Consider the following 24,600-nt stretch of genomic DNA (forward strand, 5'->3'; position numbering starts at 1 on the left):
CGATTTCACAGGCGCCAGAAACCTCCCGCCAGGCACTCCCAACCCCAACCTCGGTTATAACCTAATAACGAACAAGTCTATTTGGCTATAAAAACTCCCTATATGCTGGCACTCATCCGATAACGGGCAAAGCTGGGCAGTCGAGTAGCGTATGGATGTAGGATCTTTCGGTTTCACCATTGCCGGACTGGTTGTGGGTTTCATCGTCGGCATGACCGGCGTCGGCGGCGGCTCGCTGATGACCCCGATCCTGCTGTGGTTCGGTATCAACCCGGCAACTGCCGTGGGCACTGACCTGCTGTATGCCGCCATCACCAAGGGCAGTGGCGTCTGGGTGCATGCCCGCAACAAGAACATCGACTGGAAGATCACCGGCCTGCTCAGCCTCGGCAGCGTGCCGGCGGCGGCGCTGACCCTGTGGTTCCTCAGCACCCTGCACACCGACACCACGGCGCTTAACGCAATCATCAAGCAGGGCCTGGCGGTGGTTCTGATCCTCACCGCGCTGGCGATTCTGTTCAAATCGCGCCTGCAGGCGTTCGCCAGTCGCCACGCCGGTGACCACTACCACCTCAGCGACCGCAGCCTGAACATCCTCACCGTGCTGACCGGTGTGGTGCTGGGCATCATGGTCACCCTGACCTCCATTGGTGCCGGTGCCTTGGGCACCGTGGCGCTGTTCCTGCTCTACCCGTTCCTGGCCACCCGCCGCCTGGTCGGCACCGAAATCGCCCACGCCGTACCCCTGACCCTGGTCGCCGGTATCGGCCACGCCGGCATGGGCAACATGGACTGGTCGCTGCTGGGCTACCTGCTGCTGGGCTCGCTGCCAGGCATCTACCTGGGCAGCCACCTCACCGGGCGCATCTCCGACCGCGTGCTGCGCCCTTGCCTGGCCACCATGTTGCTGCTGATCGGCTACAAGTTGGCGTTCTGACCACGCAAACGGCGCTTGCTCAGCCCAGACGCAAGCGCCATTGCCCGGTAAAGCTCAGCTCCACCCGCGACAACGGCAGCACATCGATCCGCTGCGCGGCCGCCAGCGGGCACTCCAGCACCGTCACCAGCGCAGCGCGAATCACCCACGGGTGAGTCACCGCCAGCCATTCACCGGGCCTGTCGAAGGCCATCAACCATGCCCCAACGCGTTTGCACAGCTGCGCGAACGACTCGCCGCCATGGGGCGCGCTGAGCGGATCCTCAAGCCACTGCGCCAACGCCTGCGGCTGCTCGGCCTGCAATTGCTTGAGCGGCAAGCCCTGCCAGTGGCCAAGGGCGCAATCGGCCAACGCCGGCTCAATCTGCACCTGCGGCGAGAGCCACGCCGCCGTCTGTGCTGCACGCCGCTCCGGCGCAGCCAGCAGCTGCGTGTCGGGAGTGCTCACCCAAGGCTCCACGGCCAAAGGCAAGATGCCGTCGTCGGGGTGTGCCAGGCGCCCGTTCTTCTGGGCCTGGGTCAGGGCATGGCAGAGCAAGGTCAGGCGTACGGCTTTCACCAGGGGCGTTCTTTATTGAGGGTCAGGCCGACTGGTTTAACACGCTGGCCACATTTTTACTGCAACAAAGTCACGCCAAGGCGGAACGCCGGGTTAGCATCGCCACTCCAAATCAGGCGAAATGCCAGCAGAGCCAGACCAATGCCCATCACTACCCCCAGCCCCTTGCTGCTCGCCCTGCGCGAAGGCACCCGTGACTGCCACAAGGCTCTGGAGGCGCGCCTGCCCTTCTTCAGCCCTGGCTTCGACAGCGCCGCCTACCGCCGCCTGCTGCAGGCCTATTACGGTTTCCATGCCCCCCTGGAACATCACCTGAGCGAGTATCAGGGACCAGAACGCCGCAAGACCGCGACCTTGGCCCGCGACCTGCTGGCGCTGAACCTGAGTGAAGCCGACATCGCCGCCCTGCCACAGTGCCAGGCATTGCCGGCCATCCGCGACGAGGCCAGCGCGCTGGGCGTGATGTACGTGCTGGAAGGCTCGACGCTGGGTGGCCAGGTGCTCAAGCGGGCAATGGCCGAGCGCCTGGGCATCGGCCACGACAGCGGTGCCGCCTTCCTCGACGTGTACGGCGAGCTGACCGGCAGCTACTGGCGAAGCTTCCTCGAACGGCTTGGCCAGGCATCGGCCGCAGCGCCGGCACAGGCCATCACGGTACAGGCCGCCGTCGACACCTTCACCTGCTTCGAAGCGTGGCTCGACCAGCGCAATGTCCTGAATTAGCGCCTGCCTTGGGGGCTATTCGGCGCTTTGCCACTATTAATTGGCAGCGCCGGTACTCGTTCCTTGCTGTATCCAATGACAACAAGGAAGTCGCTTCATGACCAATATGACACGTCGCTCGTTGGTGGGCCTGGGCCTGGCTGTGCCGTTGCTTGGCCAACTGGGCTGGGCCGGCGAAACCACCGTTGCGCCAGGCGCCGGACAAGGCCCGGTGCGCATCAACTACAACGAAAGCCCCTGGGGCCCGAGCCCCGCTGCCCGTCAGGCGATGCGTGACGGCATCGAGCAATGCGGGCGCTACCCGTACAAGGCGCAGTACCGCCTGATCGACACCTTCGCTGCCGAGCATGGCCTGGCGTCGTCGCAGGTCCAGGTGTTCTGTGGCTCGAAACTGGCCCTGCAGCACGCCGTGATGGCCTTCGCCGGCCCGCGCAGCCTGGTGCTTGCCGAACCTTCCTATGAAGCGGCCGCCGAAGCCGCCAAAGGCCATGGCAGCACCGTGCACGCAGTAGCGCTGGACGCGCGCCATGCCCATGACATCGACGCCATGCTGGCGGCCGACAGTAGCCCCGGGCTGATCTACCTGTGCAACCCCAACAATCCCACCGGCACACTCACCCCACGGCGCGATATCGAGCGCCTGCTCAAGCACGCACCGGCCGGCAGCGTGGTGCTGGTGGACGAGGCCTACATCCATTTCAGCGATGCCCAGAGCTGCATTAGCCTGATCAAGGAGCACCCGCAGCTGTTGGTGCTGCAGACGTTCTCCAAGCTCTACGGCATGGCCGGGGCGCGCCTTGGCCTGGCCATCGGCCAGGCGCCATTGCTCAAGCGCCTGGAGGTGTATGACGGCGACAACGTTGCCGCTGCATCGACCTTGCTGGCGGGGTTGGCGAGCCTGAATGATAGCCAGCTGGTGCCCCGGCGCAAGGCTGAGAACGCCCGCCTGCGCGACCACACCATCGCCTGGCTGGGCGAGCGCGGTTGGCGCTGCACAGCGTCACAGACCAACTGCTTCATGATCGACATGCGCGGGCCGGCCCAGCCAGTAGTGGAACGGCTGGCCAAACAGGGCGTGCTGGTAGGCCGGGTGTGGCCCAGCTGGCCGAACTGGGTGCGGGTGAGTGTCGGCGATGAACAGGACATGCTGCGCTTTCGGCACGCCTTTGCCAGGGTGACCGCCGGCTGAAAGGTAGATGCAATGGAGTGCCCTACAGGCCTATACTTCATTTGACGAAAAAAACCAGTCAATTGACGGAGGCGTGATGAGTACTTCAATCGCCCAACAGCGTCACGAAAAAGCCAAAGAAGATGTGCGCAGTTCTGGCATCGACGAATTCTGGGCATTCAGCGCCAGCCGCTATGCACTCAGGGAGTCGGAGCGACTGGTGCAGATCAAGCGCGGCTTTTCTGCCCACCTCTTCCGAGCTGTGCGCTACACTTTCAACCTCGAAGAACCCAGCCTGGCATTGCTGCTCAATGCCTCGATCTCCACGCTGGAGCGGCGTGTTCGGGAGCACGAAGTGCTCGATACCGTTGCCTCCGAACGCCTGGACCGCATCGCCTCGGTGTCCCATCTGGCCGAGGAGGTGTTCGAGAGCCGCGACGCTGCAGCACAGTGGCTATCGAAGCCGAACAAAGCCCTGGGTGATGTTGCGCCGATCCTGCTCTGCGAAACCGAAATCGGTGCCAAGCAGGTGCGCCGGGTTCTACAAGCCCTGGAATGGGGGGGTGTTGCCTGATGCGGGGGTGGCGAATCGCGAAGGCAAAACGCGCCACTGACTTGAGCGGCAAGGGCGCGGCCATCGAAGGCGGGCGCTGGAACGATCAGGACGTACCCGCCGTATACATGGGCATGACGCCGGCAATCTGCTGCCTGGAAACCTTTGTACATGCGGCGGGCGAACCCACTGTCCCCTTGAAGATCACCTGCTTTGAGCTACCTGCAGATTCCTCGCTGTATCTGCAGGTCGATTCGACAGACCTCCCCGAAGGCTGGGCCAGTCTGCCTGCCGACCGCCCAAGCATGGAATTCGGCACAGCCTGGCTGAAGTCGAACAGCCACCTTGGGCTGATCATCCCATCTGCCATCCTGCCGTTGGAGAGCAATATCGTGATCAACCCCGGCCACCCAGCGGTGAGTCAGATCCAGGTGTTTGAAATTTACGATTTCATGTACGACCCACGGATGTTTCAAGTCGGCTCACACAATCACTGAATTCCCCAACTCATGCTCCCAGCCGCTCTGATCTTCCTGTTCACCCTGACCCTGGTCATCTGGCAGCCCAAGGGCCTTGGCGTCGGCTGGAGCGCCAGCCTCGGCGCCATGCTGGCGCTGCTGTTCGGGGTAGTCACGCTGGGCTGCTGCGCGGCCCCGGCGATCTCGAACCAAACCACCCTTTCAGCAATCCCTCGATACAACCTCCCGCTTCTTTACCCCTGACAAGCAAAGCAAAATGCCTGCGCTCGTACTGTGCAGATAGCGAAGGAGCTCGCCATGCCGCTGACTGAGAAAGAGTTGAAGATACGCGATGCCGAACGCAACATCGGCGAAGAACTGCTGAAGTCCATCCGTGATGTAAAAGCAGGTCATTACGGCGCAAGACACCAGGTGAAAGTGCCTGAAGTACTCGATCCACGTTGCAAAACCAACGGGCTCAAGGATTGACCCGCCACAACCCGGCCATCTGCGTGGTAAACCCCGCGCTCATCAATTCCCGCCGCATCGCCCACTGCGCCGCCGCCGGTACCGCCGCGCTGCGCAGTGTCCCCCTCCCCCAGCGCCCGTTGACGCCGTCGATCACCTGCATGACCCGCTCGGCCTTCACGCTCTGCGTCGGCGCAAACAGATCGCCCGTCACCTCCCCGCGCTGGCACAACTCCATCAGCAGCACCTCGGCCTTGCTGTAGCGAAACCCCTCGCGATACACCCGCTCCACCGCCTCCAGCGCCAGGCGTGTCAGCAGCCGCTCGTCGTCAGTCGGGTACGGCAACTGCACCACCACGCCGTTGGCATAGCGCGGCTCATCGGGGTTGAACATGCCGGTGCGGATGCTCACCCGCATGCGCTGCGCCAGCGAGCGCTGCTTGCGCAGCTTTTGCGCCGCGCGCATCACGTAGGTGGCCACGGCTTCCTTGAGCGGTGCGAGCGCGGTCAGGCGCTGGCCGAACATGCGGCTGCAGCAGATTTCCTGGCGTGGCGGGTCGACCTCTTCCAGTTGCAGGCAAGGTATGCCGGCCAGTTCGCGGGCGGTCTTTTCCACCACCACGCTGAAGGTCTTGCGCAGCAGGCCGGGGTTGGCACGGGACAGGTCCCAGGCGGTGCGGATGCCCATTTCCTGCAGGTGTGCGGTAAGGCGCTTGCCGATGCCCCAGACTTCCGACACATCGCACTTTTTCAGCACCCATTCGCGCTTTGTCGGATCCCGCAGATCGACTACCCAACCGCTCTGTACCGACCAGCGCTTGGCCGCGTGGTTGGCCAGCTTGGCCAGGGTCTTGGTGCCAGCGATACCGACCCCGACCGGAATGCCAGTGTGCTTGAACACCCGCGCGCGGATGTCGCGGCCAAGGCGCTCCAGGTCGCCAGGCATGCCGGCCAGGTCGGCAAAGGCTTCGTCGATGGAGTACACCTCCAGCGCCGGGACCATGCCTTCGATCACCGTCATCACCCGCTGGCTCATGTCGCCATACAGCGCATAGTTGGAGGAAAACGCTACCACGCCGTGACGGCGCAGCAGGTCTTTCACCTGGAAGTATGGCTGGCCCATCTTCACCAACGGCTTGGCCTCGGCACTGCGGGCGACGATGCAGCCATCATTGTTGCTGAGCACGACGATGGGCGTGCGCTGCAGGTCGGGGCGAAACACCCGCTCGCAGCTGGCGTAGAAGCTGTTGCAGTCGATCAGGGCAAAAACAGGCGTGGGTTTCATCGGGCAGCATCAACAATACTGTATTTATATACAGTTAATCACAACATCCTGCCGAAGCCTGCAGCCACTCATCCGATTTGCATCCTGCCCACGGGCTCCTACAGTTTCGAATTGTGGCAACCCGCCGAGGCTCCCGATGCGCAGCGCCGAAAAGACCGAGCAAGGCACCGCCGCCAAGGCCCTGCCGAAGATGCCTCGCAGCGTCTGGGCGCTGGGCTTCGTGTCGCTGTTCATGGATATTTCCTCGGAGATGATCCACGCCCTGCTGCCGCTGTACATGGTCACCGTACTCGGTACTTCGGTGGTCGCCGTCGGCTTCATCGAGGGCATCGCCGAGGCCACTGCGGCGATCACCAAGGTGTTCTCCGGCGCGCTCAGCGACCGCCTCGGCAAGCGCAAGCTGCTGACGGTGGTGGGCTATGGCCTGGGCGCGCTGACCAAGCCGGTGTTCCCCCTGGCCTCCGGGCTGGAGTGGCTGACGGCGGCGCGCTTCGTCGACCGTATCGGCAAGGGCATCCGCGGCGCCCCCCGCGATGCGCTGGTGGCTGATGTGACCCCGCCCGAGCTGCGTGGCGCGGCATTCGGCCTGCGCCAGGCGCTGGACACCGTCGGCGCTTTTCTCGGCCCGCTGCTGGCGATCGTGCTGATGTGGCTGACGGCGAGCCATTTCCAGACGGTGTTCTGGGTGGCGGTGATCCCGGCATTCATCGCCGTGTACATTCTCGTCGCCTTCGTGCGCGAACCCGAGGTATCGCCCGGTGCGCGGCCGCTGCGCTCGCCGCTGGCGCTGCATGAACTGGCGCGCCTGGGCGCGGCCTACTGGCGGCTGATCGGCCTGGCCATGGTGTTCACCCTGGCCCGTTTCAGCGAGGCGTTCCTGCTGTTGCGCGCCCAGGACATGGGCCTGGCGCCGTTGTGGGCGCCAGCGGTGCTGGTGCTCATGGCCCTGGCCTATTCGCTGTCGGCCTACCCCGCCGGTGCGCTGTCGGACCGCGTGGGCCGCCGGGGCGTGCTGATGATCGGGCTGGGCCTGCTGGTTGCCGCCGACCTGTTGCTGGCCCTGCTGCCAGGCTGGGCCGGGCTGGCACTGGGCGTGGCGGCCTGGGGCCTGCATCTGGGCTTCACCCAGGGCATCTTCGCCGCGCTGATCGCCGACAGCGCGCCGGCCAACCTGCGCGGCACCGCATTCGGCCTGTTCAACCTGCTGACCGGTGTGGCGCTGCTGGTCGCCAGCGTGGTGGCCGGGCTGCTGTGGGATGGCGCCGGGTTCCAGGCGACCTTCCTGGTCGGGGCGGGGTTTGCCGGTGCCACACTGCTGGGCGTGACGCTGTTGCGCTGAGCCCGCTCAGGCGGCCGGGTCGTGGCTGCGCACACTGAAGGTCACCACACCCCAGATCATGAAGTCGTCACCCTCCATGATGTAGCGTGGCGCATAGCGGGGGTTTTCCGAGCGCAGCAGCACTTGCCCGGCAACGTGCTGCAGGCGCTTGCACAATGGCTCGCCGTTGACTGCGGCAATCACGATATGGCCATGGCGCGCCTCGATCGAGCGGTCGACCAGCACCAGGTCGCCATCGAAGATACCGGCGCCTTGCATGCTGTCGCCGTCTATCCTGACCAGATAGATGTGCGGTGCGCGCAGGTTGAGCAGTTCGTCCAGCGAGATAGGCTGCTCCATGTGGTCGGCGGCTGGCGACGGAAAGCCCGCCGGAACACGGAACAGATAGCGCGGCACGGCAGCACTGCCGCCCGTGATGGGACCCAGGATGGAAGTCATGAGACGGCCTTGATAATTAGCTGTATGCATATACAGTAAACGCGGTAGCGAGTATCCGGTCAATTTCGCCGTAGGATATTTCGACAAGTGGGGGTACATGCCATGTGCGGACGCTTCGCCCAGTACCAGGGCCTGGCCGACTACCTGCGTGAACTGGACGCCGAACAGGACGTGATCAGCGGCTACGACAACCAGCCGATCGGCCGCTACAACGTCGCCCCCGGCAGCCGCGTGCTGATCCTGCATCAGGCTGCCGATGGCCTGCGCATCGCCCCTTGCCATTGGGGATGGGCACCGTTCTGGGCCACGGGCAAACGGCCGGCACCCATCAACGCGCGGGTCGAGACGGTGACCACCGGCAAGTTCTTCAAGGCCCTCTGGCCGCAAGGGCGGGCCTTGGTGATGGCCGACGGCTGGTACGAATGGGTGGCCGACCCGCAGGACCCCAAGCGCAAGCAACCCTATTTCATCCGCCTGAAGAGCCAGGCGCCGATGTTCATGGCGGCGCTGGCCGAGGTGCATGCGGGGCTGGAGCCGAACGAGGGGGATGGCTTCGTCATCATCACTGCTGCCAGCGATGCGGGAATGGTCGATATCCATGACCGCCGGCCCTTGGTGCTGAGCCCGGAGCATGCCCGGGCGTGGATCGACCCAGACGTACCTGCCGAAGAAGCCGAGCGACTGGCGCGGGAGCAGTGCTTGCCGGTGGAGGCGTTCGAATGGTTTGCGGTGGGCAAGGAAGTGGGGAATGTGCGCAACGAAGGGGCTGAGCTGATTGTGATGCTCGATGCCGCGCATCAGCCCTGAATCTTTATTGCCAGTGGCGGCCTCTTCGCGGGCAAGCCCGCTCCCACAGGGACTGCACAATGCTCAAGACCTGTGCGGTCCCTGTGGGAGCGGGCTTGCCCGCGAAGAGGCCAGTACCGGCAACCTAACTGCCGAAGGTCAAGCCAGGACCTCCTGCTGGCGCAGCGACCAACCGCCCTGCCCATCCACTTCCAGCCGATGGGTATGGAAGTCGGCCAAGGTGCTGCGATGCCCCACACTCACCAGCAAGGTCTCGGGCATTTCCTTGCGCAACAACGCATACATCGCATGCTCCAGCCCTTCATCCATCGCCGAAGTGGACTCGTCGAGGAACACCACCTGCGGCCGGTTGAACAGCACCCGGGCAAACGCCAGGCGCTGCTGCTCACCGACCGACAGAATGTTCGACCAGTCGCAATTGACCGCCAGCCGCTCGGCCAGGTGCGCCAGGTTGACCTCGCGCAGGGCCTGCTGCATGCGTGCTTCATCCCCCGGTTGGCTGTCGGCCGGGTAGGCAATGGCGGTGCGCAGGTCGCCCAGGGGCAGGTAAGGCCGCTGTGACAGGAACAACGCCTGGGTACCCAGCGGCCGCCGAACTTCACCCTCGGCATACGGCCACAGGCCCGCCAGGGCACGCAGCAAGGTGGTCTTGCCACTGCCCGACGGCCCTTTGATCAGCAGCGCCTGGCCACCGTGCAGGCGCAGGTCGAGGTCGGCGATCAGCGCATGCCCATCCGGGCGCAGCACTTGCAGGCCGATGATATCCAGCGCCCGCGGCTGGTCTTTGGTCTGCACCCGTGGCAGTGCGCTGGCCTGGTCATTGGCATCGAGGAAGCCGGTCAAACGGTCGAGGGTGGCGCGGTACTGGGCGAAGGTGTCGTAGGACTCACGGAAGAACGACAGCGAATCCTGCACCTGGCCGAACGCCTGGGAAGTCTGCATCACGTCACCCAGCTTGATCGCCCCGCTGAAGAAGCGCGGCGCCTGGAGGATGAACGGGAACACCACCGCCACCTGGCTGACACCGAGGTTGAAGCCGCTGAACTTGAGGTTCCGGAACACCAGGGCCCAGACATTGACGATCAGCGCGCCGAAGCGCCCCAGCAAAGTCGCCCGTTCGACCGGCGCGCCTTGGTAGAAGGCAATGTTCTCGGCGTTCTCACGCAGGCGCATCAGCGCATAACGGAAGTTCGCCGTGAGCTTTTCGTTGAGGAAGTTCAGGCGGATCAGCGGCTGGCCGAGGCGGAAGGCTACCCAGGTGGCGATCAGCACATAGACGTACACCGCGAACACCATCGCCCGGGGAATCTCGTAGCCTGCCACCGTCAGCGGCGCCGAAAGGCCCCAGAGGATGCCGGTAAAGGCCACCAGCGAAACCAGCGCGCTGACCGCGCCCAGGGCCAGCGACACGGAGTTGCTGACGAACGCGCTGACGTCCAGCTCGATACGCTGGTCGGGGTTGTCCACCGGCTCGGCGAGGAAGCGGCCGCGGTAGTAGGCATCGCCCTTCATCCAGTCGCCCGTCAGGCGCTCGGTCAGCCACACCCGCCACTGGATGCTGAACGCCTGGGTCACGTAGAAGGTGAACAGCGAACGCAGCACATGGATGGTGGCCAGCACCGCAAACACCCCCAGCAGGTACCAGAAGGCGGTCTGGTCGAGGGCCTGCAGGGCGCTGTAGAAGCCGTTGTACCAGAACGAGAACAGCACGTTCAGGCGCACCGAGAACAGCGTCAGTACCAGCAACAGGCCGAACACCAGCAGCGGGCGCCAGCTGCGCCGGAAGGTGAAGTAAGGCCCCGCCAGCTGCCAGAACTGTCTGCCCCAGCGCGTGTAGCGCACGGCCAGGGAGGCAGCGGCGGTGAAGCCGATGAGGGTGATGAACGAGGCGATTGCAAGCCAGCTCAGGCTCTCTTGCAGGGCCTGGTGCCAGTTCATGTCCATAGGGAATATCCGTGACGAGAGTTTCCGCGAGCGTAGCATCGCAGTGGGATTCGTCTTGCATAAATGACGGACATTTCATTTTCCCTGTTCCGGCCCCTTCGCGGGCAAGCCCGCTCCCACAGGTACTCCACTGCACTCAGGCCAGTGGTACTCCTGTGGGAGCGGGCTTGCCCGCGAAAGGGCCGGCACAGGCGAGCGCTAGGCCAAGGCCTCCACCACCTTGGCATCCAGCCCTTCCTGCCCATGGGCAGCAATCCACTCCCCCAGCTGCCGGCGCATCGCTGGCGTCCAGAAGCTCTGCAGGTGCAGCCTCACCCCTTGCACCGCCAACTGCCGGTTCGGCTCGCTGTCGAAGTAGTGGGCGATCTGGTTGGCCATCTTGACCAGGTTGTCGCTGCTCATCGGTGCACCTCGGCTTTTTCCGCAGTGCGGCGTTCCTTGAGCAGGCGCCGCTGTTCGTCACTGAAGTCCTGGTAGCGCTTCTGCCATTCCGACGGGTGGAACACCTTCACCACCTCCACCGCCGTGACCTTGTATTCCGGGCAGTTGGTGGCCCAGTCGGAGTTGTCTGTGGTGATCACGTTGGCGCCGGACTCGGGGAAGTGGAAGGTGGTGTACACCACCCCCGGCGCCACCCGTGCACTGACCTTGGCGCGCAGCACGGTCTGCCCCGCACGGCTGCCGATGCCCACCCAGTCGCCGTCGTGGATGCCACGGCTTTCGGCATCGCTGGGGTGGATTTCCAGCCGGTCGGCGTCGTGCCAGGCAGTGTTGCTGGTACGTCGGGTCTGGGCGCCGACGTTGTACTGGCTGAGAATGCGCCCGGTGGTCAGCAGCAGCGGGTAGCGGCTGTTGACCTTCTCGTCGGTGGGCACATAACCGGTCAGCATGAAGCGCCCCTTGCCCCGCACGAACTGGTCGATATGCATGGTCGGGGTGCCGTCCGGGGCGGCGTCGTTGCACGGCCATTGCAGGCTGCCGTGGCGGTCGAGCTCGGCATAGCTGACGCGGTGGAAGCTCGGCGTCAGGCGGGCGATCTCGTCCATGATCTCGGCCGGGTGGCGGTAATTCATCGGGTAACCCAGGGCATTGGCCAGGGCCATGGTGGCTTCCCAGTCGGCCTTGCCGGCCAGCGGCTCCATCACCTTGCGTACCCGCGAGATGCGCCGCTCGGCGTTGGTGAAGGTGCCGTCCTTCTCGAGGAACGAGCTGCCCGGCAGGAACACGTGGGCGAACTTGGCCGTCTCGTTGAGGAAGATGTCCTGCACCACCACGCACTCCATCGCCAGCAGGGCGGCGGTGACATGCTGGGTGTTGGGGTCGCTCTGGGCGATGTCCTCGCCCTGGCAGTACAGCGCCTTGAAGCTGCCGTCCAGCGCCGCCTCGAACATGTTGGGGATGCGCAGGCCCGGGTCGGGTTGCAGGGTCACGCCCCAGGCCTGCTCGAACTCGGCGCGCACGCCTTCGTTGGAGATGTGCCGGTAACCGGGCAGCTCGTGGGGGAACGACCCCATGTCGCAGGAGCCCTGCACGTTGTTCTGCCCACGCAGCGGGTTCACCCCTACCCCTTCGCGGCCGATGTTGCCGGTGGCCATGGCCAGGTTGGCGATGCCCATCACCGCAGTACTGCCCTGGCTGTGCTCGGTCACACCCAGGCCGTAGTAGATCGCCGCGTTGCCGCCGGTGGCGTACAGCCGGGCGGCGGCGCGGATCTGCTCGGCAGGCACGCCACAGACCGGGCCCAGGGCTTCCGGGGCGTTTTCCGGCAGGCTGACGAAGTCGCGCCAGCGGGCGAAGTCTTCGGTTTCGCAGCGGGCGTCGATGAAGCGCTGGGCCAGCAGGCCCTCGCTGACGATCACATGGGCCAGGGCATTGAGCATGGCCACGTTGGTACCGGGGCGCAGTTGCAGGTGCAGTTCGGCACGGGCGTGGGGCGAGTCGACCAGGTCGATGCGCCGTGGGTCGATGACGATCAGCCGCGCGCCCTGGCGCAGGCGGCGCTTGAGCTGCGAGCCGAATACCGGGTGGGCGTCGGTGGGGTTGGCGCCGATCACCAGGATCACGTCGGCCTGCATCACCGAGTCGAAACTCTGGGTGCCGGCGGACTCACCCAGCGTCTGCTTCAGGCCATAGCCGGTCGGCGAGTGGCAAACCCGTGCGCAGGTGTCGACGTTGTTGTTGCCAAACGCCGTACGCACCAGTTTCTGCACCAGGTAGGCTTCTTCGTTGGTGCAGCGGCTGGAGGTGATGCCACCGATCGAGTCGCGCCCGTACTTGAGCTGGATGCGGCGCAACTCGCTGGCGGCGTAGGTCACCGCCTCGTCCCAGCTGACTTCCTGCCACGGGTCTTCCAGGCGCTTGCGGATCATCGGTTTGGTGATGCGGTCGGGGTGGGTGGCGTAACCCCAGGCGAAACGGCCCTTGACGCAGGCGTGGCCATGGTTGGCGCCGCCGTTCTTGTCCGGGACCATGCGCACCAGCTGGTCGCCCTTCATCTCGGCGCGGAACGAGCAGCCAACGCCGCAGTAGGCGCAGGTGGTGATCACCGCACGCTCGGGCTGGCCAAGCTGGACCAGGCTCTTCTCGGTGAGCGTCGCCGTCGGGCAGGCCTGCACGCAGGCGCCGCACGACACGCATTCGGAAGCGAGGAAGTTGTCGCCGCCGGCCGCCGCCACCCGTGATTCGAAACCGCGCCCGGTGATGGTCAGGGCGTAGGTGCCCTGGATATCTTCGCAGGCACGCACGCAGCGGCTGCAGACGATGCACTTGCTCGGCTCGTAATCGAAATACGGGTTGGACGTGTCCTTCTTCTCCGCCAGGTGGTTGGCGCCGTCATAGCCGTAGCGCACCTCGCGCAGGCCGACCTGGCCGGCGACGGTCTGCAGCTCGCAGTTGCCGTTGGCCGAGCAGGTCAGGCAGTCCAACGGGTGGTCGGAAATGTACAGCTCCATCACGTTGCGGCGCAGGTCGGCCAGGCGTGAGGTTTGCGTGCGCACCACCATGCCCTCGGCAACCGGCGTGGTGCACGAGGCCGGGTAGCCACGCATGCCTTCGATTTCCACCATGCACATGCGGCACGAACCGAACGCTTCGAGGCTGTCGGTGGCGCACAGTTTGGGGATGCTGGTGCCGAGCATGGCGGCGGCGCGCATCACCGAGGTGCCGGCCGGCACGCTGATGCTGCGGCCATCGATGTTCAGGCTGATCTGCACGTCGCTGTCGCGGGCTGGCGTGCCCAGATCGATGTTGGTATCAGCCCCGGGGTCAAAGTAATTGATCACTGTGCGGCCTCCGTGGTGGTCAGCCCGAAATCGGCGGGGAAGTACTTGAGGGCGCTGGCCACCGGGTAGGCGGTCATGCCGCCCATGGCGCACAGCGAGCCGTACTGCATGGTGTCGCACAGGTCGCGCAGCAGCAGGGCCTGGTCATGGCGCTCGCTGAAATCGCTGGTCGCGATCAGCCGGTCGACCACCTCCATGCCGCGGGTCGAGCCGATCCGGCACGGGGTGCACTTGCCACAGGATTCCTCGGCGCAGAACTGCAAGGCGAAACGCGCCATGCTGGCCATGTTCAGGGTGTCGTCGGCCACCACCACGCCGCCGTGGCCGAGCATCGCGCCCATGGCGGCGAACGCCTCGTAGTCCAGCGGGGTATCGAAGTGGCTGGGCGGTACCCAGGCGCCGAGCGGCCCGCCGACCTGCGCGGCCTTGAGCGGGCGACCGCTGGCGGTGCCGCCGCCATAGCCTTCCACCAGCTCGCGCAGGGTCAGGCCGAAGGCGCGTTCCACCAGGCCTCCGTGGCGGATATTGCCGGCCAGCTGGAACGGCATGGTGCCCAGCGAACGGCCCATGCCGAAATCGCGGTAGAACGCCGCGCCCTCGGCCAGGATGACCGGCACCGACGCCAGGGTGAGCACGTTGTGCACCAGCGTCGGCAGGCCGAACAGGCCTTCGAGCGCGGGCAGCGGCGGCTTGGCGCGCACGATGCCGCGCTTGCCTTCGATGGATTCGAGCAGCGCGGTTTCCTCGCCGCAGATATAGGCACCGGCCCCCACCCGTACCTCCAGGTCGAAGGCCTGGCCGCTGCCGGCCACGTCACTGCCGAGGTAACCGGCATCGCGGGCGATGGCGAGCGCCTGGTTGAGCACACCGATGGCGTCCGGGTATTCCGAGCGCACATAGATGTAGCCTTGGTCGGCCCCGACGGCGAGGCCGGCGATGATCATGCCTTCGATCAGCAGGAAGGGGTCGCCCTCCATCAGCATGCGGTCGGCGAAGGTGCCGGAGTCGCCTTCGTCGGCGTTGCACACCACATACTTCTGCGCAGGCGTGGCCTCGCGCACGGTGCGCCACTTGATGCCAGCCGGGAACGCCGCGCCGCCCCGGCCGCGCAGGCCGGAATCGAGCACGGCAGCGACCACCGCGGCGCCGTCCAGCGCCACGGCCTTCTCCAGGCCCTTGAAACCGCCGTGGGCACGGTAGTCGTCCAGCGACAATGGGCGGGTGATGCCGGCGCGGGCGAACAGCAGGCGTTGCTGGGTTTTCAGGTAAGCCAGCTCTTCGACCGCGCCCAGCGCCAGCGAATGACCGCCAGGTTCTCCAGCAAGGGCGTCGAGCAGCGACGCTACATCTTCAGGGCTGACCGGGCCGAAGCCTTGCCGCCCTTGCGGGGTTTCGCATTCCACCAGCGGCTCCAGCCAGTACAGGCCGCGTGAGCTGGTGCGCTGGATCTCGACCGGCAGTTGGCGGCGCTCGGCTTGCGTCTGGATAGCAGCAGCGACCTGGTCGGCGCCGACCGCGCGCGCCACCGAATCACAGGAGATGAACAGCTTCAGCATGTTTCGCCCTCCAGGCAACCGTTCACCAGGGCCCGCAAGCGCTCGGGAGTAAGCCGTGCATGCACCTGGCCGTCCAGTTCCAGCGCCGGTGAACAGGCGCAGGCGCCCAGGCAATACACCGGGCGCAGGCTGATGGCCCCGTCGGCGCTGGTGCCGTGATCATCCAGCGCCAGCTGTTCGCGCAACTGCGCGGCCAGGGCTTCGCTGCCACGGCTCTGGCACGATTCGGCGCGGCACAGGCGCAGCGTGTGACGGGCCGGCGGTGTGGTGCGGAAGTCGTGATAGAAGCTGATCACCCCGCGCACTTCGGCGAGGCTGAGGTTGAGGGCGTGGGCGATTTCAGGAACTGCAGCTTCGGGGATGAAACCAACGGCGTCCTGGATGGCGTGAAGGATCGGCAACAGCGCGCCGGGGGTATCCTTCTTGCGGGTCAGGATGCTCTGGATAGCGGGCAGGTAAAGCAATTCATCAGGCATACAGCGGACCTCGGCATCACGGACCCTGCCTGATTTGTTATAAGGGGCAGGTATCCGGCGTGTTCTGCTGCGGCACACCGGCCACGACACGGTGGCGTGGGCACGGGGGCCTCCTTGCCGATGGCCGTACGTCTGCGCGCACTGGGCTCATAGGCATCCCACAAGCATGGCACTTGTGGCGCCGAGGGGTTGCATGCGAGCGACCAGGCGCATCCTGAAACCGACCTGAGGGTTTGTGCTGTCTTTACTGGCCCCACCGCCGGCTAGCCGGCGATAAGGCCCTGGGACCCTGCACCGATCAAGCGACAGCCTGCACCTGTGCCTTCTCAGCCTCCAGCGCCCTCACCAATGGCAACACCTGTTCGCCAAAGTACGCCACTTCCTCCTGGAAATGCAGGAACCCGGACAGAATCAAGTCCACCCCCACCGCCTTCAATGCCACGATGCGCTCGGCAATCTGCCGTGGTGTGCCGATCAGGTTGGTCTTGAAGCCGTCGTTGTACTGCACCAGGTCCTCGAAGCTGGAGTTGGCCCAGTTGCCCTCGCCTTCCGGGCTGGCGGAGCCGGCATGCTTCACTTCATGGCCAAAAGCCTGCACCGCCTCGGGGTTGGCCTTGTCGATGATCTCCTGCAACACCGCCCGGGCCTGTTCCTCGGTATCGCGGGCGATGATGAACGCATTCACCCCGATCTTCACCGAATGCCCGTTGGCAGCAGCCTTGGCACGGATATCATCGACCTGCGCCTTGATCCCTTCTACCGTATTGCCGTTGGTGAAGTACCAGTCCGACACCCGCGCCGCCATGTCCCGCGCCGCCCTCGAACTGCCGCCCTGGAAGATTTCCGGGTGCGGCTGCTGCAGCGGCTTGGGCTTGAGGTTGTAGTTGCGAAAGCGATAGAAGTCGCCGTTGAAGGTGAAGTTGTCCTCAGTCCAGATGCCTTTGAGCGCCCGGATGAACTCTTCGGAGCGGCGATAGCGTTCGTCGTGGTCCAGCCAGGGCTCGCCAATGGCATGGAATTCGCCCTTGAACCAGCCCGACACCACGTTGATGGCGATTCGGCCATTGGTGAACTGGTCGATGCTCGCCAGTTGCTTGGCCGCCAGCGCCGGGTTCCATGGGCCAGGCAGAATGGCGGCAATGACCTTGAGCTTCTCGGTGGCCGCCAGCAGCGCGTGGCTGATGGTGACCGATTCGTGCTGGTTGTCGGCACCGTAGCCAGCGGTGAAGCGGATCTGCGACAGGGCGTAGTCGAAACCGGCCCGCTCGGCGATCTGCGCCAGCTTGCGGTTGTAGTCGATGTCCCAGCTGGTGCGCTGCTCGATGGTACTGACCACCAAGCCACCACTGACGTTGGGGACCCAGTAGGCGAATTTGATCGGTTGCTGGCTCATGAGGGTGCTCCTTGGCAGGACGTGAGAAAGTCCAGGGAGCGGAGCAGCAACCGTGCCAGGGCAGAAAGTGCTTCAAGTTCAACGAGATGACAAAAAGGTTGGGGAGCGCTGCCTGCCTCCAGCAAGGCAAGCTGCTGAAACACTGTGCGCCAGCCAACACCTACACCGCTAGCCCAACGGCACCTCGGCCAAGCAGTGAAGTGAATCCGCAGTGCCGGATGAACAATGGGCGCTTTGATCGAGCGACGGCGCGCTGCAATGTAACCGATGGCCTCTTCGCGGGTGAACCCGCGAATGCGATTGCCCAGGCAACACACCTGTCCGAGCCATCAGCCGAATGGGCCAGCGCCTCAATGCAGCGTGTGCACCTGCCGGGGCCGCTTCAACTGCACCTGCGCAATCGCCGACTCCAGCAACGTGCGCACTGCCTCCATCTCATGGATCATCGACAGAGTCATGACGGTGGCGGGTGACTTGGGCAGCGTGGTAACGGCCTGCTGGCCCACGGCCAAGCCGCAGAGCAGGTATTCGGTGGCCTCGACCAAGGTGTCTTCGAGGTAGTGGGATGCATCGGGGGTAAAAGGTGGATCGGGAACCATTTTGAGCATGGCGAAAATCTCTAGCTGAATTGAAAAAATCGCCACCTGCTCACTTGCAGATGATTGGGTGGCGGCTACGTACAGGCCTGCAAGACCAGGTCAACTAGAAACCCCGGCTGATCCGAAGATCACCCGTACGTAGCCACCATAAGGCGCAGCTGGACGCGAAACGCGATCAACTGACGGTGGCATTTCTAGTGAACCTACAGGCTTGCAGACCTGGCCATTGAATTTGCAACGGCACCGCCAGCCTAGGGAGCTCGATTTCCCACCGCAATGGCCCAAAGCCTGATTCAGAGGCGTCCTACAATCCAGAGGAAAAATCTGTTTCTTGATTTGTAGGAACCACCTCGCCGTAATGATTTGTTAAGACTTTTTAGATAATTCGTTAACGCAATTTTCACATCCCGCCCTCTAGCGTCTCTGCCTTTCCGGCAGCCTCCTTTTCTGGCTGCCGCCATTGTTTTACGAGGCACACGTGGCAAACACCGCATCCCCATCCGCGCCCAAGCGCGTGGACTGGGCCGGCCTGGGCTGGCTCTTGCTGTTCTTCTGGTATTTCTCCGGCGTCACCCAGGCGCTTCTTCTGTTCAGTGGCACCACCGGTTTCGCCGGTTTCCGCGACGCCTTGTTCCTCAGTACCCTGTGGTTCGTCCCGGTGCTGCTGCTGCCACGCCTCACCCGCACCCTCGCCGCCGTCATCGGCGTGGTGTTGTGGGCTGCCTCGCTGGTGGGTTTGAGCTATTTCGGCATCTACCATCAGGAGTTCTCGCAAAGCGTCATCTTCGTGATGTTCGAGTCGAACACCGCCGAAGCGGGCGAGTACTTCAGCCAGTACTTCAGCATCGGCCTGATGCTCGGCCTGCTGGCCTACACCGTGGGCGCAGTGCTGCTGTGGACCCGCGTTCGCCCGGTTACCCTGCGCCTGCGCAGCCGCATCCCGGTCGTGGTGCTGTTGCTGGTCGCCAACCTGGTGCTGCCGTTCTACAAGCAGATGGTCACCCAGGAACGCAACTTCGCCGACGCGGCAGAGAAAGTGCAGCAACGCATGGAGCCTGCCGTGCCTTGGCAGCTGGTGGTCGGCTACCGCCAATACCTGCAACAACTGAACAACATGCAGAACCTGCTGGCCCAGAACGCCGCCCTGCCCCCGCTGCAGAACCTCCAGGACAGCAGCGGCGAAGCCCCGCGCACCCTGGTACTGGTGCTTGGTGAGTCGACCACCCGCGAACACATGCACCTGTACGGCTACAATCGCGACACCACCCCCAACCTGGACGCCCTGGCCGCTGCCGACAAGAGCCTGACCGTGTTCCAGAACGTGGTCACCCCGCGCCCTTACACCATCGAGGTGATGCAGCAGATCCTCACCTTCGGCGACGAAGAACACCCCGACCGCTTCCTCACCGAGCCGTCGCTGATGAACCTGATGAAACAGGCGGGCTACAAGACCTTCTGGATCACCAATCAGCAGACCATGACCAAGCGCAACACCATGCTCACCACCTTCTCGCAGCAGACGGATGAGCAGGTGTACCTGAACAACCAGCGCAACCAGAACGCCAGCCAGTACGACGAAGTGGTGCTGCCACCGTTCGAGAAGGCCCTGAAGGACCCGGCGCCGAAGAAGCTGATCATCGTCCACCTGCTGGGCACGCACATGGACTACCGCTACCGGTACCCGGATGCCTATCAGCACTTCACCGATCGCAAGGGCGCCCCAGAAGCGCTGACCGATGACCAGGTGGAAACCTACAACTTCTATGACAACGCCGTGCGCTACAACGACTTCGTGGTGTCGAGCCTGATCAAGCAGTACGCGGCGACCACCCCGAACGGCTTCCTGCTGTACCTGTCCGACCACGGTGAAGACGTGTACAGCTCCGGCAACCACGACCGCCTGGGCCGCAACGAAGGCGCGCCGACCCGGCCGATGTACACCGTGCCGTTCCTGCTGTGGACCTCGCCGAGCTGGCAGGCGGCGCACCCGCGCGACCTGCAGGCCATGGCCAACCGCCCCTACAGCAGCGCGCACCTGATTCACACGCTGTCGGACCTGGCGGGTTTGAGCTACGACAAGTACGAACCGGCCAAGAGCCTGGTGAACGCGCAGTTTGCCGCAGCACCGCGCTGGATCGGCGACCCGTACCGCAAGGATGGGCTGCATGAGTTCGACCTGTTGCCGCAGGACAAGGCGGAACATACGCAGGAAACGGCTGCCAACGTTCAGAAGTAGCGATCGGAAAAGAGGCTCTTCCAAGGCCGATGGCGAGGTCACTGACCACGCCATCGGCCTTTTCATTGCCGCTCGCACATCCGCCTGATGAAACAACCTTCATACCTAATTTACGGATCGAATAAAGCGAACAGCTTTAATTGAATCTATCAGCACTTGAAACACCTGCGTGGACGCAAACCATGGGCGAACTTGAAGCACTCAACCGCAGCTTTTTCCTGCTGATCAACGCTGGCGGCGACACGCCGCACTGGCTGATTCAGCTCGCCATCGGCATCGCTGCCGGCCTGATCTACCTGCTGCCCGTGCTGCTGTTGGGCTTCTGGTTATGGGGCAGCCCCGGGGAGCGCAGGCTGATGCTGAAAGCGACGTTGGTCACCGTGATCGCCTTGCTCGCCAACCAGCTCATCTGGGCCATCTGGCCACATCCACGGCCGTTCATGATCGGCTTGGGCCACACGTGGATGATGCACGCGCCCGATTCGTCATTCCCAAGCGATCACATGACCGTGTTCGCCTGCATCGGCTTTACTTTGCTGCTGGATGGTTTGTCGGGGTGGGGCCTGATCATTCTGCTGACCGGGCTGAGCGTCGCCTGGGCGCGGGTATTTCTGGGCGTGCACTTCCCACTCGACATGGTGGGCGGGATGGTGGTTTCGCTTTTGGTTTATGCCGGGTTCTCGCCAGTCTGGAGACGTATTGGCCAGCCTGTCACCGATCTGGCGCAACGCTGCTATCGCAGCCTGATGGCGGTGCCGATCAAGGCGGGGTGGCTGCGGGGCTGAGATAAAACCGACGTTGCGTTGCCATCCTGGCAGCGGGCAGGCACACGCCAGCCACTCTTGGTAAACCAGGGCAACTTTTTCTGAAGGCCGATCCGGCGAGGTCACTGACCGCGCCATCGGCCTTTTTCCTTGTTTCGATCGTTGCCTAGACCCCAATGCCCGTAGAACAGACCCGCTCCCACGAAGATCACCTCAGACACGACTGCGCGGGTCGAAAGCGGCCCATCACCTTCAAAGGTGCCAGCTATCTTCAGAGCCGCGATGCCCATACCAAGCGCGACACTGCTCACACGCATCTGCCAGAACCAATGAGCAAAAGCCCAGCTCAGGCTGGGCTTTTGGGAATGTGAAGGTCAGTACCGCATAGAAGCCGTCAAATCATCAATCATTCTTTGAAGAGGATCCGACGGCGTTGGATAGACCTCTGGAGTTGTGATCACCTGGAGTGGTTCGTGAGATGGCAGTGGATTTCGCCAAACCACGAGTGTCTTTGGAGTGAGCGATACCCGAGGTGGTAGTTCCGTGACCCTTGTCACTGTTGCGCGAGCTCCCGTAATGGTTGCCGCTTACTCCATGATCGCGTGTGGCCTTGCCAGCGTGATCGGTTCCAGCGTTGTTGCCATTTCCGCTGTTCCCTCCCATACCACCTGCATGCCCACCTCCGTGTCCGCCGCCATTGCCGCCACCGTTACCACCTCCGCCGCCATGACCACCACCACCACCACCACCACCTTTGGCATAGGCCGATCCAATAGGTGAGATGCCTGCGGGCACGAATGCAGTCATCGCGAGTCCGAGCGCACAAGCAAAGACAGCAATCAAGGGTTTTCTCATGTCAATTCGCCTCCAGAGGCGCGCGGGGGAAATAAAGTGCAAATTCGACCGAGAGCAGGCGCTTAAGTTCTTCAATCCCGACAGAGTACTGACAGCCTCAAGCGCATTGCCTTCGCGAGTAGCTTGACTACTCTGTGGATCAGTAAACGAAAATAGGAATTTGCAACATGAGAAGGAAGCTCAATGTCGCCGCAGTGCTCTCTCTGGCACTGGTTGTAAGCCCGATGTTGCTGGCAGACCCCGGAAAGGGGAAAGGCCACGAAAAGGGAGGCGAACACGCAAACCAAGGGCATCAGGGCAACCACAACGACTGGCACGACGGGCCGTCCGTCGACGTGGGCGGGGTGCGCGTCATCCTCAATGATCATCGTGATTATTGGAATCCAGGCTCTTCCCTACCACCAGGTATCCAGAAGAATCTGGCACGCGGCAAACCTCTCCCGCCCGGGGTCGCCAAAAAGCTGGATAGCAGATTAATCGGACAACTTCCTCATTACGATGGCTATGAGTGGAGACAAGCCGGAACTGACCTGCTCCTTGTGGCTATTACCTCAGGTCTAATCTATGAAGTGCTGCATAACGTTCTAGACTAAGTCCACTCGCCTTTAAGCTCTAGCATTGCATTGGCGCCCGACTTGGAAAAATAAGCAAACCATTGTTTTTGCAACAGCAGCTGTGGGTCGATAACAGCCATTCACGACTGACCGCTATCGATCCATTTCGGTCATACATGCAGGTCAGCTAACAGGCAAAAGTGGTCATGCTGCTAATAAGTAACATGTTGGGTCTTCCCCCTGACAACGGACGCCGACCTCGGGGCATATCGGCTGCACCGGCATTAGAGGTGCGACACCGGAGCTTGGCGCTCATTTTGCTTGAACAGCACTGATCACTATGCCTGAACGGCAGGGTTTCACCGTACGTGCCAATAAATGGCACCGACCGCAATTAGTGTGGCGCATTTTGCATCATCCGAATCGGCCCCCATGTCTAAAATGGCCTGAAACGCCTTTCATGGCGTATCAGCGACTCATATGGCGGTTACGATCCGATGGCACGCAATCTCACCTTCTCCCTGGACATTGGCTGGCGGACGCTCCTGAACGACTTTGGATTGCAGCCTGAGCATGTATTGCGCAAAGCCGGCTTGCCAGAAGACCTCTTTTCCCGCGAGAGCTACGGGCTGCTGACCGATGAATACTTCCGTTTCTGGCGCGCCTTGGAGTCACAGGCGGATGATGCGATGTTTCCGCTGCGCATCGTGGAAACCGTTTCGGCCGAGGTCTTCGACCCACCGCTTTTCGCTGCCTTTTGCAGTGCCAACCTCATGCAGGCCGTGCAGCGCCTGGCCAAGTACAAGCAACTCGTCGCTCCGATGAGCCTAGACGTGGAAGTGGGCAAGGGCGGAGAAATGACGGTCTCTCCACGCTGGCTGTCGGTGATGACGCAAGTGCCCTATTCGTTGCAAGTGGCCGAAGTCGCGTTCTTCCTGCGGCTGGCCACCCTTGCCACGCGCGAACGCATCAAGGCCCTGCGTGTAACGCTCCCGCTACTGCCGCCCAAGACCTACGCCCGACGTTACGAAGTGTTTTTCGGTACCCACGTACAGCGGGGAGAAAAACCGAGTATCACCTTTACCGCCGCCGACTCCCTCCGTCCCTTCCTCACCGTCAATCAGAGCATGTGGCGAATTTTCGAACCTGACCTGCGTCGTCGGCTCAGCGAACTGGACGCCAAAGCGACGATGGCCGAGCGTGTACGCGCCGTCCTGCTTGAGCTGCTGCCCAGCAATACGGCCACTATCGAGAAAACCGCGGAACGCCTCGGGCTCAGCAAACGCACCTTACAACGCCGGCTGGAAGATGAGGGCGCGAACTTTCGTGGCCTGGTCAATACCACGCGAGAAAGTCTGGCCCGCCACTATCTTGGCAGCACTAGCCTGTCTGGCGGGGAGATCGCCTTCCTACTCGGCTTTGAAGACCCGAATTCGTTCTATCGCGCATTTCTGGACTGGACGGGGCAAACACCTGATACCGCACGCCACACTATGCGCCTAAACTGAGACACACCCGCGATGCCTCTCCAAGAGAAACAACGTAAAGTCCTTCTGACCGGTGCCACCGGGCTGGTGGGCGGTCAAATGCTGCAGGTACTGCTGGCTGATCCATCGGTTGCGCAGGTGCATGCCCTGAGCCGTCGCCCCTTTGTAGTCAGCCACCCCAAGCTTCATATTCACTTGGTGAATTTCAACCGCTTACCCCCGCTACCGCAAGCCGATGAGGTCTATCTCGCGCTGGGCACCACGATCAAGGTTGCCGGCAGCCAGGCAGCTTTCCGCACCGTGGATCACGATGCCAACCTGGCCGTTGCCCAGGCAGCCGTCGCGGCCGGTGTACGGCGAGTGGGGCTGGTCAGCGCGGCCGCCGCCAATGCGCGCTCCTCGATGTTCTACAACCGCGTCAAGGGTGAACTGGAGGATGCCCTCAAGGCAATGGACCTGACGGCCCTGGTCATTGCCCAGCCTTCTTTGCTGCTGGACTACCGCAACGGTCTGGGACAGCCGCTGCGCATCGGCGAGATCCTCTCGATACCGATTGCCATGTTGCTGGCACCGCTGCTGCCTGGCACCTATCGTCCGGTGTATGCACGTGCCGTGGCTCTGGCACTGGTTCAGACCTTACCGGCGGCCCAGGGCGTGGTCGTGCTGGCCTCCGGCACGATGGTCAAAATTGGACAGGCACACTCAGCGAAATCGCAGTGA

The 24,600-nt window shown here is 63.3% G+C and carries 23 protein-coding genes and 2 pseudogenes; 14 read left to right on the forward strand and 11 right to left on the reverse strand.

All coding sequences use genetic code 11. From position 1 onward, the window contains the following. The first annotated feature begins 151 nt into the window (after positions 1-151). The gene (locus tag OCX61_RS18840) at positions 152-937 is read left to right on the forward strand and encodes a sulfite exporter TauE/SafE family protein (protein WP_261940876.1); all 786 of its coding nucleotides are present in this window, start codon (positions 152-154) and stop codon (positions 935-937) included. A 19-nt stretch (positions 938-956) separates the two neighbouring features. On the opposite strand, the gene OCX61_RS18845 is transcribed toward OCX61_RS18840, so the two are convergent. Then, positions 957-1,496: a histidine phosphatase family protein gene (locus OCX61_RS18845; RefSeq protein WP_261940877.1), complete on the reverse strand. Its 540-nt coding sequence runs from the start codon at positions 1,494-1,496 to the stop codon at positions 957-959. A 141-nt stretch (positions 1,497-1,637) separates the two neighbouring features. Between OCX61_RS18845 and OCX61_RS18850 the strand changes: the two genes are divergently transcribed. The 6 genes and pseudogenes from OCX61_RS18850 (at position 1,638) to OCX61_RS18875 (ending at position 4,887) form a co-directional block, all read left to right on the forward strand. Beyond that, a complete protein-coding gene (locus tag OCX61_RS18850) occupies positions 1,638-2,219 on the forward strand; it encodes a biliverdin-producing heme oxygenase (protein ID WP_261940878.1) in 582 nt (193 codons plus the stop codon). Between the two features lie 97 nt (positions 2,220-2,316). Further along, positions 2,317-3,408, forward strand: a complete 1,092-nt coding sequence (gene ptaA, locus OCX61_RS18855) for a pyoverdine biosynthesis transaminase PtaA (RefSeq protein ID WP_261940879.1) — start codon at positions 2,317-2,319, stop codon at positions 3,406-3,408. 76 nt (positions 3,409-3,484) lie between these two features. Next, the gene (locus tag OCX61_RS18860; protein WP_261940880.1) at positions 3,485-3,961 is read left to right on the forward strand and encodes an Xre family toxin-antitoxin system antitoxin; all 477 of its coding nucleotides are present in this window, start codon (positions 3,485-3,487) and stop codon (positions 3,959-3,961) included. A gap of 41 nt (positions 3,962-4,002) precedes the next feature. Further along, entirely contained in the window at positions 4,003-4,437 is a 435-nt protein-coding gene (locus tag OCX61_RS18865) for an RES family NAD+ phosphorylase (protein ID WP_410011083.1), read from the forward strand. Positions 4,438-4,449: 12 nt separating this feature from the next. Next, positions 4,450-4,578, forward strand: a pseudogene (locus OCX61_RS18870) (ArsB/NhaD family transporter); the annotation flags it as partial. Between the two features lie 138 nt (positions 4,579-4,716). Then, positions 4,717-4,887: a hypothetical protein gene (locus OCX61_RS18875; protein ID WP_261940882.1), complete on the forward strand. Its 171-nt coding sequence runs from the start codon at positions 4,717-4,719 to the stop codon at positions 4,885-4,887. Here OCX61_RS18875 and OCX61_RS18880 read toward each other — a convergent pair. Then, positions 4,877-6,151, reverse strand: a complete 1,275-nt coding sequence (locus tag OCX61_RS18880; protein WP_261940883.1) for a Y-family DNA polymerase — start codon at positions 6,149-6,151, stop codon at positions 4,877-4,879. The genes OCX61_RS18875 and OCX61_RS18880 overlap by 11 nt on opposite strands. A 136-nt stretch (positions 6,152-6,287) precedes the next feature. Between OCX61_RS18880 and OCX61_RS18885 the strand changes: the two genes are divergently transcribed. Next, positions 6,288-7,490 (forward strand): MFS transporter, encoded by a 1,203-nt coding sequence (locus tag OCX61_RS18885; protein WP_261940884.1) that lies wholly within the window; start codon positions 6,288-6,290, stop codon positions 7,488-7,490. Between the two features lie 6 nt (positions 7,491-7,496). Here the strand turns inward: OCX61_RS18885 and OCX61_RS18890 are convergent, their stop codons facing one another. Continuing rightward, positions 7,497-7,928 carry a LexA family protein gene (locus OCX61_RS18890; RefSeq protein WP_261940885.1) on the reverse strand — a complete coding sequence of 144 codons (432 nt, stop codon included), beginning with the start codon at positions 7,926-7,928 and terminating at the stop codon, positions 7,497-7,499. Positions 7,929-8,030: 102 nt separating this feature from the next. Between OCX61_RS18890 and OCX61_RS18895 the strand changes: the two genes are divergently transcribed. Continuing rightward, the gene (locus OCX61_RS18895) at positions 8,031-8,735 is read left to right on the forward strand and encodes an SOS response-associated peptidase family protein (RefSeq protein ID WP_261940886.1); all 705 of its coding nucleotides are present in this window, start codon (positions 8,031-8,033) and stop codon (positions 8,733-8,735) included. 138 nt (positions 8,736-8,873) lie between these two features. Here the strand turns inward: OCX61_RS18895 and OCX61_RS18900 are convergent, their stop codons facing one another. From OCX61_RS18900 to OCX61_RS18930, 7 genes are all read right to left on the reverse strand, one after another. Further along, on the reverse strand, positions 8,874-10,679 hold the full coding sequence (locus tag OCX61_RS18900; RefSeq protein WP_261940887.1) for an ABC transporter ATP-binding protein/permease: 1,806 nt from the start codon (positions 10,677-10,679) through the stop codon (positions 8,874-8,876). 198 nt (positions 10,680-10,877) lie between these two features. Next, on the reverse strand, positions 10,878-11,081 hold the full coding sequence (locus tag OCX61_RS18905) for a formate dehydrogenase subunit delta (protein WP_261940888.1): 204 nt from the start codon (positions 11,079-11,081) through the stop codon (positions 10,878-10,880). Next, positions 11,078-13,960 (reverse strand): formate dehydrogenase subunit alpha, encoded by a 2,883-nt coding sequence (fdhF, locus tag OCX61_RS18910; protein WP_261940889.1) that lies wholly within the window; start codon positions 13,958-13,960, stop codon positions 11,078-11,080. Before fdhF ends, OCX61_RS18905 begins: the two co-directional genes overlap by 4 nt. Continuing rightward, positions 13,957-15,516 (reverse strand): formate dehydrogenase beta subunit, encoded by a 1,560-nt coding sequence (locus OCX61_RS18915; protein WP_261940890.1) that lies wholly within the window; start codon positions 15,514-15,516, stop codon positions 13,957-13,959. The genes fdhF and OCX61_RS18915 overlap by 4 nt, the downstream gene beginning before the upstream one ends. Beyond that, positions 15,510-15,992: a formate dehydrogenase subunit gamma gene (locus tag OCX61_RS18920; protein WP_261940891.1), complete on the reverse strand. Its 483-nt coding sequence runs from the start codon at positions 15,990-15,992 to the stop codon at positions 15,510-15,512. Before OCX61_RS18920 ends, OCX61_RS18915 begins: the two co-directional genes overlap by 7 nt. A 298-nt stretch (positions 15,993-16,290) precedes the next feature. After that, on the reverse strand, positions 16,291-17,385 hold the full coding sequence (gene sfnG, locus OCX61_RS18925) for a dimethylsulfone monooxygenase SfnG (RefSeq protein ID WP_261940892.1): 1,095 nt from the start codon (positions 17,383-17,385) through the stop codon (positions 16,291-16,293). A gap of 350 nt (positions 17,386-17,735) precedes the next feature. Then, on the reverse strand, positions 17,736-17,993 hold the full coding sequence (locus OCX61_RS18930) for a hypothetical protein (RefSeq protein ID WP_261940893.1): 258 nt from the start codon (positions 17,991-17,993) through the stop codon (positions 17,736-17,738). Positions 17,994-18,462: 469 nt separating this feature from the next. On the opposite strand from OCX61_RS18930, the gene OCX61_RS18935 reads away from it, so the two are divergent. Beyond that, positions 18,463-20,220, forward strand: a complete 1,758-nt coding sequence (locus OCX61_RS18935) for a phosphoethanolamine transferase CptA (protein ID WP_261940894.1) — start codon at positions 18,463-18,465, stop codon at positions 20,218-20,220. Between the two features lie 182 nt (positions 20,221-20,402). Then, positions 20,403-21,005: a phosphatase PAP2 family protein gene (locus OCX61_RS18940; RefSeq protein ID WP_261940895.1), complete on the forward strand. Its 603-nt coding sequence runs from the start codon at positions 20,403-20,405 to the stop codon at positions 21,003-21,005. A gap of 663 nt (positions 21,006-21,668) precedes the next feature. On the opposite strand, the pseudogene OCX61_RS27400 reads toward OCX61_RS18940, so the two are convergent. Beyond that, positions 21,669-21,779: pseudogene (locus tag OCX61_RS27400) on the reverse strand (hypothetical protein); the annotation flags it as partial. 218 nt (positions 21,780-21,997) lie between these two features. Here OCX61_RS27400 and OCX61_RS18950 point away from each other — a divergent pair. From OCX61_RS18950 to OCX61_RS18960, 3 genes are all read left to right on the forward strand, one after another. Further along, positions 21,998-22,432: an anti-virulence regulator CigR family protein gene (locus tag OCX61_RS18950; protein ID WP_410011119.1), complete on the forward strand. Its 435-nt coding sequence runs from the start codon at positions 21,998-22,000 to the stop codon at positions 22,430-22,432. A gap of 458 nt (positions 22,433-22,890) precedes the next feature. Beyond that, positions 22,891-23,901: an AraC family transcriptional regulator gene (locus OCX61_RS18955; RefSeq protein ID WP_233687735.1), complete on the forward strand. Its 1,011-nt coding sequence runs from the start codon at positions 22,891-22,893 to the stop codon at positions 23,899-23,901. Positions 23,902-23,979: 78 nt separating this feature from the next. Beyond that, positions 23,980-24,600 (forward strand): Rossmann-fold NAD(P)-binding domain-containing protein, encoded by a 621-nt coding sequence (locus OCX61_RS18960; protein WP_410011084.1) that lies wholly within the window; start codon positions 23,980-23,982, stop codon positions 24,598-24,600.

This window comes from Pseudomonas sp. LRP2-20 (assembly GCF_024349685.1).
In the GTDB taxonomy this organism is placed as follows: Bacteria; Pseudomonadota; Gammaproteobacteria; order Pseudomonadales; family Pseudomonadaceae; genus Aquipseudomonas.

Coding starts and splice junctions, on each gene's coding strand:
- OCX61_RS18840 (WP_261940876.1), top strand. CDS start 152: ATGGATGTAGGATCTTTCGGTTTCACCATTGCCGGACTGGTTGTGGGT.
- OCX61_RS18850 (WP_261940878.1), top strand. CDS start 1,638: ATGCCCATCACTACCCCCAGCCCCTTGCTGCTCGCCCTGCGCGAAGGC.
- ptaA (WP_261940879.1), top strand. CDS start 2,317: ATGACCAATATGACACGTCGCTCGTTGGTGGGCCTGGGCCTGGCTGTG.
- OCX61_RS18860 (WP_261940880.1), top strand. CDS start 3,485: ATGAGTACTTCAATCGCCCAACAGCGTCACGAAAAAGCCAAAGAAGAT.
- OCX61_RS18875 (WP_261940882.1), top strand. CDS start 4,717: ATGCCGCTGACTGAGAAAGAGTTGAAGATACGCGATGCCGAACGCAAC.
- OCX61_RS18880 (WP_261940883.1), bottom strand. CDS start 6,151: ATGAAACCCACGCCTGTTTTTGCCCTGATCGACTGCAACAGCTTCTAC.
- OCX61_RS18885 (WP_261940884.1), top strand. CDS start 6,288: ATGCGCAGCGCCGAAAAGACCGAGCAAGGCACCGCCGCCAAGGCCCTG.
- OCX61_RS18890 (WP_261940885.1), bottom strand. CDS start 7,928: ATGACTTCCATCCTGGGTCCCATCACGGGCGGCAGTGCTGCCGTGCCG.
- OCX61_RS18895 (WP_261940886.1), top strand. CDS start 8,031: ATGTGCGGACGCTTCGCCCAGTACCAGGGCCTGGCCGACTACCTGCGT.
- OCX61_RS18900 (WP_261940887.1), bottom strand. CDS start 10,679: ATGGACATGAACTGGCACCAGGCCCTGCAAGAGAGCCTGAGCTGGCTT.
- OCX61_RS18905 (WP_261940888.1), bottom strand. CDS start 11,081: ATGAGCAGCGACAACCTGGTCAAGATGGCCAACCAGATCGCCCACTAC.
- OCX61_RS18915 (WP_261940890.1), bottom strand. CDS start 15,516: ATGCTGAAGCTGTTCATCTCCTGTGATTCGGTGGCGCGCGCGGTCGGC.
- OCX61_RS18920 (WP_261940891.1), bottom strand. CDS start 15,992: ATGCCTGATGAATTGCTTTACCTGCCCGCTATCCAGAGCATCCTGACC.
- sfnG (WP_261940892.1), bottom strand. CDS start 17,385: ATGAGCCAGCAACCGATCAAATTCGCCTACTGGGTCCCCAACGTCAGT.
- OCX61_RS18930 (WP_261940893.1), bottom strand. CDS start 17,993: ATGCTCAAAATGGTTCCCGATCCACCTTTTACCCCCGATGCATCCCAC.
- OCX61_RS18940 (WP_261940895.1), top strand. CDS start 20,403: ATGGGCGAACTTGAAGCACTCAACCGCAGCTTTTTCCTGCTGATCAAC.
- OCX61_RS18955 (WP_233687735.1), top strand. CDS start 22,891: ATGGCACGCAATCTCACCTTCTCCCTGGACATTGGCTGGCGGACGCTC.
- OCX61_RS18960 (WP_410011084.1), top strand. CDS start 23,980: ATGCTGCAGGTACTGCTGGCTGATCCATCGGTTGCGCAGGTGCATGCC.